Annotated in this window: 12 protein-coding genes; 4 read left to right on the top strand and 8 right to left on the bottom strand. The window is 72.9% G+C overall.

Features of this window, described 5'->3' with window-relative positions; genetic code table 11:
• A partial coding sequence (locus tag ACLIYP_RS13560; protein ID WP_412713397.1) for a YibE/F family protein occupies positions 1–1,411 on the bottom strand: 1,411 nt, incomplete at its 3' end.
• Between the two features lie 265 nt (positions 1,412–1,676).
• On the opposite strand from ACLIYP_RS13560, the gene thiC reads away from it, so the two are divergent.
• Entirely contained in the window at positions 1,677–3,458 is a 1,782-nt protein-coding gene (gene thiC / locus ACLIYP_RS13565; protein WP_412713373.1) for a phosphomethylpyrimidine synthase ThiC, read from the top strand.
• A gap of 139 nt (positions 3,459–3,597) precedes the next feature.
• Here thiC and ACLIYP_RS13570 read toward each other — a convergent pair whose 3' ends face one another.
• The 3 genes from ACLIYP_RS13570 to ACLIYP_RS13580 form a co-directional block, all read right to left on the bottom strand.
• Positions 3,598–4,101, bottom strand: a complete 504-nt coding sequence (locus ACLIYP_RS13570) for a tetratricopeptide repeat protein (RefSeq protein WP_412713374.1) — start codon at positions 4,099–4,101, stop codon at positions 3,598–3,600.
• Positions 4,102–4,249: 148 nt separating this feature from the next.
• Positions 4,250–5,185, bottom strand: a complete 936-nt coding sequence (locus tag ACLIYP_RS13575; protein ID WP_412713375.1) for a LolA-like protein — start codon at positions 5,183–5,185, stop codon at positions 4,250–4,252.
• A 256-nt stretch (positions 5,186–5,441) separates the two neighbouring features.
• Positions 5,442–6,614 carry a S8 family peptidase gene (locus ACLIYP_RS13580; protein ID WP_412713376.1) on the bottom strand — a complete coding sequence of 391 codons (1,173 nt, stop codon included), beginning with the start codon at positions 6,612–6,614 and terminating at the stop codon, positions 5,442–5,444.
• Positions 6,615–6,854: 240 nt separating this feature from the next.
• Between ACLIYP_RS13580 and ACLIYP_RS13585 the strand changes: the two genes are divergently transcribed.
• Positions 6,855–7,856, top strand: a complete 1,002-nt coding sequence (locus ACLIYP_RS13585; protein WP_412713377.1) for a helix-turn-helix transcriptional regulator — start codon at positions 6,855–6,857, stop codon at positions 7,854–7,856.
• Positions 7,857–7,860: 4 nt separating this feature from the next.
• Here the strand turns inward: ACLIYP_RS13585 and ACLIYP_RS13590 are convergent, their stop codons facing one another.
• From ACLIYP_RS13590 to ACLIYP_RS13605, 4 genes are all read right to left on the bottom strand, one after another.
• A complete protein-coding gene (locus tag ACLIYP_RS13590) occupies positions 7,861–8,508 on the bottom strand; it encodes a Mut7-C RNAse domain-containing protein (protein WP_412713378.1) in 648 nt (215 codons plus the stop codon).
• A 287-nt stretch (positions 8,509–8,795) separates the two neighbouring features.
• Positions 8,796–9,692 (bottom strand): hypothetical protein, encoded by an 897-nt coding sequence (locus ACLIYP_RS13595; protein ID WP_412713379.1) that lies wholly within the window; start codon positions 9,690–9,692, stop codon positions 8,796–8,798.
• Positions 9,693–9,890: 198 nt separating this feature from the next.
• A complete protein-coding gene (locus ACLIYP_RS13600; protein ID WP_412713398.1) occupies positions 9,891–10,964 on the bottom strand; it encodes a metallophosphoesterase in 1,074 nt (357 codons plus the stop codon).
• A gap of 191 nt (positions 10,965–11,155) precedes the next feature.
• Entirely contained in the window at positions 11,156–12,274 is a 1,119-nt protein-coding gene (locus ACLIYP_RS13605) for a LacI family DNA-binding transcriptional regulator (RefSeq protein ID WP_412713380.1), read from the bottom strand.
• A gap of 374 nt (positions 12,275–12,648) precedes the next feature.
• Between ACLIYP_RS13605 and hisC the strand changes: the two genes are divergently transcribed.
• Positions 12,649–13,731 carry a histidinol-phosphate transaminase gene (gene hisC, locus ACLIYP_RS13610; protein ID WP_412713381.1) on the top strand — a complete coding sequence of 361 codons (1,083 nt, stop codon included), beginning with the start codon at positions 12,649–12,651 and terminating at the stop codon, positions 13,729–13,731.
• A 183-nt stretch (positions 13,732–13,914) separates the two neighbouring features.
• Positions 13,915–15,426 carry a cytochrome ubiquinol oxidase subunit I gene (locus tag ACLIYP_RS13615; RefSeq protein WP_412713382.1) on the top strand — a complete coding sequence of 504 codons (1,512 nt, stop codon included), beginning with the start codon at positions 13,915–13,917 and terminating at the stop codon, positions 15,424–15,426.
• Positions 15,427–15,429: the final 3 nt, after the last annotated feature.

Below are 15,429 nucleotides of genomic sequence, written 5' to 3' on the forward strand. Positions count from 1 at the left end.
CGGCCGTCCCGCCGCCGGCCGTCCCGCCGCCGGCCGTCCCGCCGCCGGACGGCCCCCGGCGGTCGGCGACCGCCACCAGCGCCGCCAGCGCCGTGGTCACCGGGACCGAGGCGACCAGGCCGATCGAGCCGATCAGCGTCCGCACGATCTCCTCCGCCACCAGCTCGCTGGTGGCCACCTGGCCCATTCCGCTCTCCGCTATCGAGAACAGCAGCAGCAGCGGCAGCGCGGCCCCCGCGTACGCCAGCACCAGCGTGTTCACCACCGACGCGATGTGGTCGCGCCCGATGCGCATCGCCGCGCCGTAGAGCCTGCGCCAACCGGCCGACGGGTCGGCCTGCCGCAGCTCCCACACCGCCGAGGTCTGGGTCACCGTCACGTCGTCCAGCACGCCCAGCGAACCGATCAGCACACCGGCCAGCAGCAGCCCGCGGATCTCGATGTCCGGGTAGAGGCCGTGCACCAGCCCGGTCTGGTCGTCGGTGTTGCCCGTCAGCGCGGCCCATCCGATGAACGCCGAGCCCAGCAGCCCGATCAGCAGCAGCGACACCAGGGTGCCCAGGACGGCCACCGAGGTACGGGCGTTGACGCCGTGGCACAGGTACAGCGTGGCCAGCATGATCGCGCTGCCGCCCACCACCGCCACCAGCAGCGGGTTGGAGCCCTGGAGGATCGCGGGCAGGATGAACAGCGTCAGCACACCGAAGCTGACCGCCAGCCCGACCAGCGCCAGCAGCCCGCGCAGCCGCCCCACGACCACCACCGCCAGCGCGAAGACGCCCGCCAGCACCACCATGGGCACCCCGCGCGCCACGTCCACCACGCTGTACTGGAACTCGCGCGGGGCGTCGGGCGCGTACGCCACCACCACGTCCTGACCGGGGCTCAGCCGGCGCGTGGCGTCCGGGGTGACGATCTCCGGGAACGTGTGGCCCGCGTCCTTGCCCTCGGTGACCTCGACGGTCGCCCGCAGACAGGTGCCCTTCCCGGAGCCCTCCGGCAGGGCACCCGGGCCGCCCCGGTCCGAGCCGCCGGTTCCGCCGTCCTGCGCGCCCCCGGCGCCGCCCGGGCCGCCGGGCGGCTGGGCGGCGCCCACCTCCGCGCAGTCGACCTCCTCGACCGCGGTGACCCGTGCGCCGAGCGTCTGCCGGTCGAAGCCGACACCGCTGGGCGAGTCCTTCCCCTCGGGCGTACCGCCCGGCCACAGTGCCACCAGCCCGGCGAGCACCGCCACCGCGAACGGGACCAGCACCGCCGCGACCGCCTTGCGCAGCCGCGCCGAGACGGGGGCGGGCGGACCGTGGTGGTGGCCGTGGGAGTGCCCGTGCCCGTGCGGCGCCTGCCCGTGGCCGGGTTCGTGGCCGGGTTCGTGGCCGGGCGACGGGCGCTGGGGCGGCGGGGCGGGCGGCACCGGCGGCACCGGCGGAGGGACCGGCGAGCGGGACGGCGGGGGAAACGGGGAGGAGGAGTCCACGGCCCGATCATCGCAGGCGCGGCGGGGGGCGCCCTGGCGCACGCCCGGTGTCAGCCGTTAGCGTGGGGGCGCTTTTGCACACCGCGGGAGCTCCGAGCACGGGGCTGAGAGGACGCTGACCTCCGTGGACACCGCCACGGAAACGGCTGCGTCGACCGCCGAACCTGTTACCGGGTAATGCCGGCGTAGGGAGTTGGGTCTCATGACCTCGCAGGACGCACGTACGCCCGAAACCGCCTCCGGGAGCGCCGAGGAGCGCGCGACCGGCTGGCACAAGGGCTATCTGAGCGGTTCGCGCCCCGACATCAGGGTGCCCGTCCGCAGAGTGCACCTCACCAACGGCCGCGACGTGACGCTGTACGACACGTCCGGCCCGTACACCGATCCGAACATCGACACCGACGTCCGCCGCGGCCTGGCGCCGCTGCGGGAGAACTGGATCATCGCCAGGGGGGACACCGAGGAGTACCCGGGCCGCGAGGTGCGGCCCGAGGACGACGGTCTCAGGCACACCTCGCCGCGCGGCGGGCTGCGCAACCTGGACGCCGTCTTCCCCGGCCGCCCCCGCCTGCCGCGCCGGGGCCGCGGCGGCACCACCGCCGTCACGCAGCTCGCGTACGCCAAGCGGGGCGAGATCACCCCCGAGATGGAGTTCGTGGCGGTGCGGGAGGGCTGCTCGCCGGAGCACGTGCGCGACGAGATCGCCGCGGGCCGCGCCGTCCTGCCGGCGAACGTCAACCACCCGGAGACCGAGCCGATGATCATCGGCAAGAACTTCCTGGTGAAGGTCAACGCCAACATCGGCAACTCCGCCGTCACCTCCTCCATCGAGGAGGAGGTGGAGAAGATGACGTGGGCCACCCGCTGGGGCGCCGACACCGTCATGGACCTCTCCACCGGCCGCAACATCCACACCACCCGCGAGTGGGTGCTGCGCAACTCCCCCGTCCCCATCGGCACCGTCCCCCTCTACCAGGCGCTGGAGAAGGTCGACGGCAAGGCCGAGGAACTGACCTGGGAGATCTACAAGGACACCGTCATCGAGCAGTGCGAGCAGGGCGTGGACTACATGACCGTCCACGCCGGCGTCCTGCTGCGCTACGTCCCGCTGACCGCCCGCCGCAAGACGGGCATCGTCTCGCGCGGCGGCTCGATCATGGCGGCCTGGTGCCTGGCCCACCACAAGGAGAGCTTCCTCTACACCCACTTCGAGGAGCTCTGCGAGATCCTGCGCGCCTACGACGTCACCTTCTCCCTGGGTGACGGACTGCGCCCGGGCTCCATCGCGGACGCCAACGACGAGGCGCAGTTCGCCGAACTGCGCACGCTGGGCGAGCTGAACCGCGTCGCCAAGTCCCACGACGTGCAGACGATGATCGAGGGCCCCGGGCACGTCCCGATGCACAAGATCAAGGAGAACGTCGACCTCCAGCAGGAGATCTGCGACGAGGCGCCCTTCTACACCCTCGGCCCGCTCACCACCGACATCGCCCCGGCGTACGACCACATCACCTCCGGCATCGGCGCGGCGATGATCGCCTGGTGGGGCACGGCGATGCTCTGCTACGTCACGCCCAAGGAGCACCTGGGCCTGCCGGACCGCGACGACGTGAAGACGGGCGTCATCACCTACAAGATCGCCGCCCACGCCGCCGATCTGGCCAAGGGCCACCCCGGCGCCCAGGAGTGGGACGACGCGCTGTCCGACGCCCGCTTCGAGTTCCGCTGGGAGGACCAGTTCAACCTGGCCCTCGACCCGGACACGGCCCGCGCCTTCCACGACGAGACGCTGCCGGCGGAGCCGGCGAAGACGGCGCACTTCTGCTCGATGTGCGGGCCGAAGTTCTGCTCGATGAAGATCTCCCAGGACATCCGCCGCGAACACGGCGGCGACCTCGCCCTGGATCCGGAGGAGGGCATGAGGCGGAAGTCCGAGGAGTTCGCAGCGAGCGGCAACCGCGTCTATCTGCCGCTGACGGACTGACCGCAGAAGCCGGGAGCGACGGGGCGGGTTCCGAACGCGACGAGGTCCGGGACCCGCCCCGCGCCCGCAACCGGACCGCGCACCTGGTCTCGGTCTTTCCCGAGGGACCGCCTGGTACGGCAGCCGTGCCGGAGCCGGATCAGGCGTGCTCCCCGGCGGTGAGGGCACGGGCGTAGTGCGTCAGTGAGCGGCGGTACTCCGGCAGGTGGGGGACAAGGGCGGTGAGGGCGAGGGCCGCCGCCTCCCGCTCCCGCCCGGCGTCGACGAGCGCCAGGGACAGGAATGCGGTGACCGCGTCGTCCAGCTCGTCCGAGCACGTCTCCCGCTCGGTCGTCAGCAGTGCGATGCTCTCCTCCACCCGCCCCAGGTTGCGCAGGGTGCTGGCCAGTTGGATCACCGCCCGCCGGCGCCGTCCGCCGGGCGGGCCTGCCGCGAGGGCCCGGCGGTAGAGGGCGGCGGCCTCCTCCTCACGGTCGAGTGCGTCGTGGGCGGAGGCCAGTTCGTAGAGGGCGACGGCGTCGCCGGGCGGGAGTTCGGCGGCCAGCGTCTCGATCCGCCGCAGGAAACCGTCGGGTCCGTGGTCGTCGAAGGAGGCCCACAGCTTCTCGAGCCGCCGCTCCCACCGTGCTTCCGGTGCCGTCATCGTCTCAGCATCCCAGAGTGCGCCCGCCGCGTTTCGCCTCGTGCCCCGCCGGTTCCCATGGATCCGTCGGTCCCCGCTGTCGAGGGCGTCTGCGGGGGTATGACGCCGGCCGCCGGTCCGTGTTCCCACGGGCCGGCGGCGGGGGACCTCACCCGTTCGGGGAGCGGTCGGTCTGCCGGGCGAGCTTGTCGGTGACGTCCTCGGTCTTCCCGGCGGGGGGCGGGGACACCTCGACCTCGGTGCCGAAGTCGCTGAACTCGATGACGGTGCGGATCACCGCGTCCCTGGTCTCGCGGGACGGCGGCTGGGACTGGGCCCGGGAGTTCGACCGTGCCGCCTCGCCGTCGAGGGAGACCTCGAACTGCTGGCGGCGGATGCGGTCCTGGTCGTCGAGCCACAGGTGCATCGGCAGGGAGTCGCCGAGCTGCTGCCGCAGGCGCTCGGACTCGGCCGTGTTCTCGCCCGCGAGTTCCTCCACGTCGACGTTCACGCGGTAGCGGGTGGTCGCCACACCGCCGACCTCCTCGGTGCCGACGCGGGTGGCGTCGTCGTCCAGGGCCCTGGTGTAGTCGAGGCCCCGGACCGGGTCGTTGATCCGCACGCCGCCCACGGTGCCGTCGCTTCCGGCGAGTTCCCGCAGGTCGACGCTGATCCACGGCCCGTCCACGCCGAGCTGCTCCCGCGCCTGGTCCGGCAGCCGCTGGTAGAGGGTCTCGTCCACCACCCGCTGCTCGATCCGCTCACCGCCACCCGCCTCGAAGGTCAGGTCGCTGGTGCCGTCGGCCAGGTCCACGGTGCCGTCGCCGGTGAGGGTCTGCTGCTGCCCGCCCATGGCGGCGCGCACCTTCAGCGTCATCTTCGCGGTCTCGGCCGCGACCGTCTTCTCGTGCGCGGTCCGCACGACCTCGGCGGCGGCCTCGTCGCCGTCCCCGCCTCCGGCACCGGTCTCCCGTTCGGCCTCGGTGCCGGTCCCGGCCTCCGTGTTGGGGTCCTGTTCGCCGCAGCCGCCGATCAGCGTCGTGCCGGCCAGCAGTCCGGCCGCCGCCACCACACCCGTCCTGGTCCTGCGTGACACGCGCGCCATCGCGTCTCCTCCGATTCCCTTGGGAAGGCATCGTCGTCCGATGCGCTACGCGTTTCCCGGGGCAGTCCCGGCAATCGTTCCGAACCGATCGATTCAGGCCAATCGCCTTGTGGAGGGGCGGAGTCGGCGCGAGCGGGCGGGGAGGGCCCGGACGGTTGCCCGGAGCCTCCCCGCCCTCGGCGTGCCGCCGCGGGCCGCCCGGCACCGGGGGCGGCCCGCGGCCCCTCCGGCCGGCTCGCGCCGGCCGGAGGGTGTGTCAGAGGGTGCTCTTGAACAGCAGGCGGTTGGGCGTGCCGGTGACGTTGCCGCTGATCACGTTGGCGGTGGCGTTGCTGATCAGCCAGTTGTTGACGGCCGAGGAGGAGGCGTCGCCGTACGCGGACTTGTACAGCGCGGCCACCCCGGCGGCGTGCGGGGACGCCATCGACGTGCCGTTCAGCGCGGTGCTGCCGCCGCCCATGCGGGTGGAGGTGACGGAGACGCCGGGGGCGTACAGCTCGGTGCAGGAGCCCCAGTTGCTGAAGGACGCCTTGCGGTCGGAGCTGTCCGAGGCGGCCACGGTGAGGACGCCGGTGGCACTGGCCGGGGAGACGTTGCAGGCGTTCTGGTTCTCGTTGCCGGCGGCGACGGACAGGTGGACGCCGGAGTTGGCCAGGTTGGTGGCGGCCGTGTTCACCGCGGACGAGTAGCCGCCGCCCAGGGAGGCGTTGGCCACGGCGGGCTTGACGGCGTTCTGCCGGACCCAGTCGAAACCGGCGATGATGCCCGAGTACGAGCCGCTGCCCTGGCAGTTGAGCACCCGGACGCCGCGCAGCGCCACGCCCTTGGCGACGCCGTACGTCGCGCCGCCGACGGTGCCGGCGACATGGGTGCCGTGGCCCTGGCAGTCCTGGCCGTTGCCGCCGAAGGCGTCGAAGACGTTGCGCGCCCGGCCGCCGAAGTCGGGGTGCGAGGTGTCGATGCCGGTGTCGATGATGTACGCCGTCACCCCGGCGCCGTTGCGGTTGTAGGTGTAGGCGCCGTTCAGCGGGCGGTTGCGCTGGTCGATCCGGTCCAGGCCCCAGGGCGGGCTGTACTGGGTGGCGCTGGCGGTGACCTTCTGGTCCTCCTCGATCGCCGCGACGGAGGGGTGGCGCTGGAGCGCCTTGAGCTGGCCGTCCGTCAGCTTCGCGGCGAACCCGTTGAGCGCCTCCGAGTAGACGTGCCGGGTCTTGATGTCCTTGTCGCCGGCGAGCTTCGTGGCCTTGGCGCCGGGCTTCAGGGTGACGATGTAGTTCCCCTCGACGACCAGCGCGTCCGGGGCCTGCGCGACCTTGACCAGCGGTGCCTCGGCACGCGCGGAGTCGGCGGCGGGGGCCGCGGAGGCGACGGCGGGTATCAGCGCGGTGGGGATGGCGAGCAGCAGCGCGCCCAGGTGCGTTCGTCTCATGGGGGTGCACACCTTCCGGTGGTCGGCCGGCGCGTGGGTGTGCGCCGGCGCGTTGAGGGGGGACACCGCGTGACGCGGCGGCGGCCGCCGGTTCCCGGTGCCGCGGCGTCACGTTAAGCCCGGCGGTCCGGTGCGGGGACCGGGTCGGAACCGGCGTGGCCGGACCCGGCCAGCCCGGGGCACGGCTCCCGTGCCGGCCGCACTATGGAGAAGGCCCGGGTCGCGGGCTACCTTTTTGACATGTCCGCTGACAGCGACGACGCGGCCGAGACCGGGACCGAGGCCAGGCAGGTCTACACGCAACTGGTCGGAACGCTCAGGAGCAACTGCGCGACACGGGCCCCGCGGCCGGAGGAGATGCCCGGGGAGGTCAGGCGCTGGCTCGCCGAGCGCAGGCTTCTCGACCCCGAGGGTCAGGGGGTCAGCTCACCGGAGAGGGCCCTGCGTGAGCTGTTCGGCGAGCAGCGCGCCTGGCTGCGGTCGGCCGCCGAGACCCTGGACCGCAACCTCCGTGCCGTCGACGACATCCTCGACCTGCTCCCGGAGTTCCGGGGGCCGGGACACGAGAGCGTCGAGGTGGAGTTCATCGAGGACCGCGACCGGCTCCGCAGGCGGCTGGACGAGTTCGAGCCGGTGGGGCGCCGGGAGGTGCTGTGCATGCGGACGGCCTTCCCCGGCCCCGAGGTGCTGGAGGCCAGTCTCGTCCACGACCGCCGCATCCTGGCCCGGGGAACCGAGATCAGGATGCTGGCCACCGTCGGCGCGACGCGCGGGCCGGGGGCCGCCGCCTACCTCGACGCCCTGCGGGAGGCCGGCGCCCGGGTCCGCGTCGCCGCCGCCCTGCCCCTCTACCTCCACGTGGTGGACCGCACGGTCACGCTGATGCCCGCAGGTGACGACCCCCTGGGCGGCGACGGCGACGTGCTGCTGCGCAGTTCGCGGATCGCGCTGTGCTTCGCGCAGGTCTTCGAGCACGAGTGGGACGTGGCGCGCCCCTACCCCGACGGCGCGGGCCGGACCCGGCACGCCGGCGGCTCCCACCCGGCCGACGAGTACACCGAGCAGGAGCGGGAGATCCTCGCCCTGCTCGCGACCGGCACCAAGGACGAGAGCATCGCCCGGCGGCTCGGCTGCTCCGAGCGGACGCTGCGGCGGATGATGACCCGGATCACCGAGAAGCTGGGGGTGGGGAGCCGCTTCGCGGCGGGGGTGCGCGCCGCGCGCCTGGGGCTGATCGACTGAGTGCCTACGGCGTGCCGGCCTCCCGCTCGCCCGCCGTCCCGGCGGCCTCCGCCACCAGCGCCTCCAGCCGGTCCCCGTGGGCCCCGCGCCAGTAGACGCGCCCGCAGCCGCGGCAGCGGGCGAAGGTGTCGTAGGTCCGGCGGGTGCCGGGGCGGAGCAGGTGCTCGACCTCGGTCTTGGGCACGTCGGCGAGAAGCCCGTTGCACGCCGTGCACCGCGTCCACGGCGCCAGCGGCAGGTCGAAACGGTCCAGGACGTCGGCGAGTTGGTCGTCCGGGCGCGAGCCGCGCACATAGGCGCCCATCCACAGCTGCCGCCGCATCAGCAGCCCGCGGTCCTGGGTGAGCAGGACGCGCCGCTCGGCGTTGGCCTGCTCGACCAGGGCGGGGTCGTCCATGTCGTTGTGGTAGGCGGTGTCGGCGCCGGCCACCAGGCGCAGCCGCCGGGCCAGCGTGCCCAGGTGGACGTCCAGCAGGAAGCGCGGCGGCCCGTCCGGGACCCGCTGCGGGCGTACGACGGGCTCGATCCGGACCGTCCGGCCCGCCTCGGGGCGGTACGAGGGCTCCACCCGCCGCTCTTCCCCGCCGCTCCCGGCGGTGTCCTCCAGGACGAGCGCGCCCACCTCCGTCAGCGGGATGCCCGCGGACTGCACGACGTGGACGAGCGAGGAGGTCCGTCGTGGGGCACGGGGAGGAGTTCGGCGCCGCGGTGGCGCGAGGGCAGGAAGATCCGCAGTTCGGGGGAGACGCGGAGGAGCAGCCCGCGGGGCGGCGGAGAGCCGCCGGGAGTCTGTGGTCGGTCCGTCACCCTCCCCAGGATGCCAGCGGGGACCCGCCGGGCCCACCGCTTTACGGGCCCGGTCGCCTTCCGGGTGCCGGGTCCGGAGGCGGCCCGGCCCGTGGCCCGGCCCTCGGCTCGGTCGGTTGCCCGGTCGGCGGCTCAGTCGGTCGCCCGGCCCGGGGCCCGGTCCAGGGGGTGCTCGGGGCCGCCGAAGTCGGGGCTGGTGAAGTCGGGGCTGGTGAAGCGGGGCCCGGCGTCCGTGCCGCGGGGCGCTTCCGGGGCCGGGCTGGAGAAGCCCGGGTGGCTGTAGCCCAGCCTGGGGTGGCGGCTTTCCCGCGGGGCCTTCCCCGCCCCCTGAATCCCGGAGGTCTCCAGGGCGCCCGCGGTCCCCGAGGCCTCCGCGGCCGCCCCGGCCAGCGCCTCGCTGAGGAAGGGCCGCACCCCGCGCTCAAGCAGCGCCGTGCGCCAGGCCGTGCGCGCCCGCGCCACCTCGTCGGCGAGCGCGCTCTGCCCGCTGGGCCCGCCAGCCCGGATCGCGCCGGCGCCGTGGCGCACCGCGGTGACCAGCAGTCCGACGCACGCGGCCAGCAGCGAGGCGGCGGTCAGGGCGGCGAAGGCCCAGCCCGCGGTGCGCATCGGCGCGGCGATGGACGGCTCGGGGTCCACCACCCCCAGCAGATGGCCGACCAGGAGGAAGATCAGCGCCGCGGTCCCGGCCAGTACGGGCGCGAGGACGGAGAGCGTGGCGAGCAGCCCGGCGCCGTTCGAACCGGAATCGGAACCGGATCCTCCGGGCACGCCCGCGCCCCCCTGCGAGGAGGGCGCGTGGCCGGGTCGGCGCAGTTCGTCGCGGAGCGACACGAAGTGCTCGTACTCCGCCGCCGCGCAGGCGGCGATCGCGGCGGCGGCGCCGACCGCCATGGTGCGCAGCTGCTCGGTGGTCAGCCGTCTTCCGGCGGCCGGTTCGGGACGGTCGCGTACGGCGCGCAGTGCCTCGTCGAGGACCCGTTCGAACTCGGGGCGGTCCTCAAGACGCAGGTGCGGAGCGGTGTTCATGTGCATCCCCCGGTGCTCCGTAAGGCCGCGGGGCCGGAAACGGAGGAGAGCTCGCTTGAGACAGGGACCCGATGGTAGAGCGGTTCCTTCCGGTGGTGACAGGGTGTTTCCGGAAAATACGCGCCTCTACCGGGCGGTGTTCACCCTCCGGGCGGCATGCGGGGGGCGGATCGAGCAGGACACCGGGGGAGACAACGCTCAGGCGGGGAGGGGGAGCCGGGACACCAGTAGCTTTCCGGCCATGGTCACTCCGCCGTCCATGGCGACCGCGAGCGAGTCGGCGTAGACGTGCGGTCCGTGCACCTGGGGCGCGCCGTCCTCGCCGTCCTCGGAGCCGACCTCGCCCAGCAGGTAGGGGATCGGGCTGTGACCGTGGACGATGCGCCGCCCGCCGTAGGTGGCCAGCAGTTCGCGTGCCGCCATCGCGCCGGCCTCGTCGCGGAAGGCGAAGCGCTTGGTGAACTTGCGGAACAGGTCCCAGGTCTCGTCGGCGTCGTGGTGGGTGAGGGACTCGGTGACGGCGTCGTTGACGTCGGTGATGGTGCCGCCGTACTCCAGGTAGGCGGTGGTGTCGGAGTGCACCAGCAGGTGGTCGTCGGCCAGGGCCATGGCGTCCAGGCGGGACATCCACTGGATGTGGTGCTCCTGGAGCCGCTCCATGTCGGAGCGCTGCCCGCCGTTGAGCAGCCAGGCCGCCTGGAAGGAGGCGGTGCCCGCGCCGGAGCCGACGGGGGTGTCGCCGAAGCGCTTGGCGCCGATCAGCAGCAGCTCGTGGTTGCCCATCAGCGCCTTGCAGTAGCCGCCGGCGGCGGCGGCCTCGGCGGACAGCTGCATCACCAGGTCGATGACGCCGATGCCGTCCGGGCCGCGGTCGGTGAAGTCGCCCAGGAACCACAGCCGGGCGTTGCCCGCGATCCAGTGGTCCTCGGTGTCGATGAGCCCCTGGTTCAGCAGGGCGGTGCGCAGCTCGTCCAGATAGCCGTGGACGTCGCCGACGACGTACAGCGGGCCCTGCTCGCCGCCGCCGGCGGCGGGGGAGGGCGTGTCGACCAGTGTGGGGGTGGGGACCGCGGGGACCGCGCCGATGACGGGCAGGTCGCGCTGGGTGGGGGTGTACCCCTCCGGGCGCGGTTCGGCGGAACCCGGGGCCCCGGGGCCCGTCACACCCGAACTCACCGGGCCCGAACTCACCAGGCCCGAACCCGTCACGCCCGCGCCGTGCCACATGTCGGATCCCCGACCGGCCCCCAGAGTCATCGGCCCCTCCACCATCGCGCGCGCCTGCACCTGCCGGACCTCTCTCCGCCTCCCGCGGGTCGTCCCGTGTCGAGAGCCGGTCCCGGTGTCGTGGGCCCATCATAGGAACGCAGGTCGCGCCTTGTGACGCACCCGGGGGACGGCAATTCGGGCCGGGGCCGGACGGGAGCCGGAGAGCGGCCGGTTCGCCCCGGAATGAGCGGGCCCTAGGACCGGTCGCGGTCCTCGGGGGAGCGGGGGGCGCTCACCGTCGTCCGCGTCCGGCGGCGCTGCGAGGACGTGCGGACGATCAGGTCGGTGGGCATGATCCGCTGGACGGGGCGGCCGCCGCCGGTGCCCTCGATGGCGTCGATCAGCAGCTGGACGACGGTGGTGCCGATGCGCCCGGGTTTCAGCGACAGGGTGGTGATGGGCGGCTCGGTGCCGGCGTAGACGGCGGACTCGCTGCAGCACACCAGCAGCAGGTCGTCGGGGACGCGCAGCCCGTAGCGGCGGGCGGCGGCGAGCAGGTCGGTGCCGTTGGGGTCGAAGAGTCCGTACACGGCGTCGGGGCGGTCGGGCCGGGCCAGCAGTCTGTCGGCGGCGACGGCGCCCGCGCAGGGGTCGTGGGCGGGGTAGGCCTCGTACACCGGATCCTGTCCGGCGCGCTCGCACCAGCGCAGGTACGCCTTGGTGGACAGCCGGGTGTAGGTGTCGGTGCTGGTGCCGGTGAGCAGGCCGATGCGGCGGGCGCCGGCGGCGGCGAGGTGGTCGAGCAGGCCGGTGACCGCGGCCTCGTGGTCGTTGTCGACCCAGGCGGTGACGGGCAGGTCGCCGCAGGGACGGCCGTCGGAGACCACGGGGATGCCCTGCCGGACCAGCTCGGTGACGACGGGGTCGCGGTCGGAGGGGTCGATGACGACGGTGCCGTCGAGGGCGACGTTGGACCAGACGTCGTAGGGGCTCTGCCGGGTGCTGCCGGGGAGGATCACCAGCGCGTAGCCGCGGGCCAGGGCGGCGGAGGAGGCGGCGCGGGCCATCTCGGCGAAGTAGGCGAACTCGGTGAAGGTGAAGGGCTCCTCGCCGTAGGTCGTGACCGTCAGTCCGATCAGCCCCGACTTGCCGGTGCGGAGTGCGCGGGCCGCCGCGGACGGGCGGTAGCCGAGCCGGTCGGCGACCTCGCGGACGTGGCGTCGGGTGGCGTCGGGCAGGCGGCCCTTGCCGTTGAGCGCGTCGGAGACGGTCGTGATCGAGACACCGGCCGCCGCGGCCACGTCCCGGATGCCCGCCCGCCCCAGCCGACGGCCGTGGGTCCGGCTCACCTGGTGCTTCCCTGCTGCTGTCATGGCGTGCTGATACTAGGGCCGCGCCGCTTCGTTTGCGGGGGTGTACAGGACAACAGGAGAAGAGACGATTCTGCAAGCCGGATCAATGGTAACGACCATGGAAGAGGCGGTAGTTGAGCTAACGCCCCATCGTTTCTGCGGATACTTCACCGCTTGCTCCAGCAGAAGGGGGGATGTCTCAAAGCTGTCTCAACTCACCTCCACGAGTGATGCGCGCCAGGGCGCGCGCCACCGGCGCACGCTTCTGCGAATACGCCCTCCTCTTCGGGCCCTACGCCGTTCCGGGGAATCCTTCTAAGGTGTGCAGCATTGGTGGTACGAGCGGCGGCACGGCCGCCCCACGACTGGCCCCGAAGGGTCGAGGAGGACCTGGCATGACGGAGATGGCCCCGAAACTGCGCGCGGTGCTGGAGGGGATCCCCACCTACAGGCCCGGTCGTCCGGCGGCCGCCGACGGCCCCGCCGCCTACAAGCTGTCCTCCAACGAGAACCCCTACCCGCCGCTGCCCGGGGTCCTGGAGGCCGCCACCGCCGCCGCCGGCTCCTTCCACCGCTACCCGGACATGGCCTGCGGCCTCCTGACGTCGGAGCTGGCGCACCGCTTCGGGGTGCCGATGAGCCACATCGCGACCGGCACCGGCTCCGTCGGCGTCGCCCAGCAGCTCCTCCAGGCCACCGCCGGCCCAGGCGACGAGGTGGTCTACGCCTGGCGTTCCTTCGAGGCGTACCCGATCATCACCCAGATCTCCGGCGCGGCCTCCGTCCGGGTGCCGCTGGACGGCGACGAGAGGCACGACCTGGACGCGATGGCCGACGCCGTCACCGAGCGCACGCGCCTGGTCTTCGTCTGCAACCCCAACAACCCCACCGGCACCGCCGTCCGCCGCGCCGAGCTGGAGCGCTTCCTGGACCGCGTCCCCGGCGACGTGCTGGTCGTGCTGGACGAGGCGTACCGCGAGTTCGTCCGCGACGAGGAGATCCCGGACGGCATCGAGCTGTACCGCGACCGCCCGAACGTCTGCGTGCTGCGCACCTTCTCCAAGGCGTACGGCCTGGCCGGGCTGCGGGTCGGCTTCGCCGTCGCCCACGAGCCGGTGGCGGCGGCGCTGCGCAAGACGGCGGTGCCGTTCGGCGTGAGCCAGATCGCGCAGGACGCGGCGGTCGCCTCGCTGCGCAGCGAGGCCGCGCTGCTGGAGCGCGTGGACGCCCTGGTCGCCGAGCGGACCCGGGTGGTGCGCGAGCTGACCGGGCAGGGCTGGACGGTTCCCGAGACGCAGGCGAACTTCGTCTGGCTGCGGCTGGGGGAGCGCACGGGCGACTTCGCCGCGGCCTGCGAGGCGGCGGGCGTGATGGTGCGGCCGTTCGCGGGCGAGGGGGTCCGCGTCACGATCGGTGAGACGGAGGCCAACGACCTCTTCCTCAAGGCCGCGCAGGACTTCCGCAAGGACGCGCGGTAAGGACGCGCGGTAAGGACCTCCAGCCCTCCCGGCCCGGGACCAAAGGCCCCCCGAGCAGGACCTCCGTTCCCTCCCACCCCCGGTGGGAGGGAACGAACATAAGTGAGTCATACTTCTTGTGAATGTGAACGCATTCACGAGCGCGTGTGCTACGTCACACCATGTCCACTTTTGGAGAGTGCCGTGGACCTAGCTCTGGCCCCGGAGACCCTGGCGCGGTGGCAGTTCGGCATCACCACCGTCTACCACTTCCTCTTCGTCCCCCTGACCATCTCGCTCGCCGCCCTCACCGCCGGCCTCCAGACCGCCTGGGTGCGCACCGGCCGCGAGGTCTACCTCAGGGCGACGAAGTTCTGGGGCAAGCTCTTCCTGATCAACATCGCGATGGGCGTCGTCACCGGCATCGTGCAGGAGTTCCAGTTCGGCATGAACTGGTCCGACTACTCCCGCTTCGTCGGCGACGTCTTCGGAGCGCCGCTCGCCTTCGAGGCGCTGATCGCGTTCTTCTTCGAGTCCACCTTCATCGGCCTGTGGATCTTCGGCTGGGACAAGCTGCCGAAGCGGATCCACCTGGCCACCATCTGGATGGTCTCCATCGGCACGGTCCTGTCCGCGTACTTCATCCTGGCCGCCAACTCCTGGATGCAGCACCCGGTCGGCTACCGCGTCGACCCCGAGTCCGGCCGCGCCGAACTCACCGACTTCCTCGCGGTGCTCACCCAGAACACCGCCGTGGCGCAGTTCTTCCACACCATGACCGCCGCCTTCCTCACCGGCGGCGCCTTCATGGCCGGCATCGCCGCGTACCACCTGATGCGCCGCCGCCACATCCCGGTGATGCGCACCTCGCTGCGCCTGGGCCTGGTCACCATGGTCGCCGCCGGAGCGCTCACCGCCGTCAGCGGCGACCACCTCGGCAAGATCATGTACGAGCAGCAGCCGATGAAGATGGCCGCGGCCGAGGCCCTGTGGGAGACCGAGGGGCCCGCCCCCTTCTCCCTCTTCGCCTACGGCGACGTCGACGAGGGCCACAACAAGGTCGCCGTCGAGATCCCCGGCCTGCTCTCCTTCCTCGCCCACAGCGACTTCTCCAGCCCCGTCCCCGGCATCAACGACACCAACGAGGCCCTCCAGGAGAAGTACGGCCCCGGCGACTACAGGCCCAACATCCCCGTCGCCTACTGGGGCTTCCGCTGGATGATCGGTTTCGGCATGGCCTCCACCGCCCTCGGCGCCCTGGGCCTGTGGCTCACCCGCCGCCGCCTCCTCCTGGCCGAACGCCACCGCACCACCGAGAACGAGGTCCCCAACCTCGCCCTCACCCCCACCCGCCTGCTCGGCCCCGCCCTCAGCCGCCGCTACTGGCAGCTCGCCTTCCTCACCCTCGGCTTCCCGCTCATCGCCAACGCCTGGGGCTGGATCTTCACCGAGATGGGCCGCCAGCCCTGGGTCGTCTACGGCCTGCTGCGCACCTCCGCCGCCGTCTCCCCCGGCGTCTCCCAGCTCGAGGTGCTGATCTCGATGACCGTCTTCACCCTCCTGTACGCAGTCCTCGCCGTGATCGAGGTGAAGCTGCTGGCCAAGTACGTCAAGGCCGGGCCGCCCGAGCTCACCGAGGCCGACCTCAATCCGCCCACCCGGATCGGCGGCCACGACAAGGACGACGCCGACCGCCCCATGGCCTTCTCCTACTAGGTC

This window comes from Streptomyces nanhaiensis (assembly GCF_046614825.1).
Classification (GTDB): Bacteria; Actinomycetota; Actinomycetes; order Streptomycetales; family Streptomycetaceae; genus Streptomyces; species Streptomyces radiopugnans.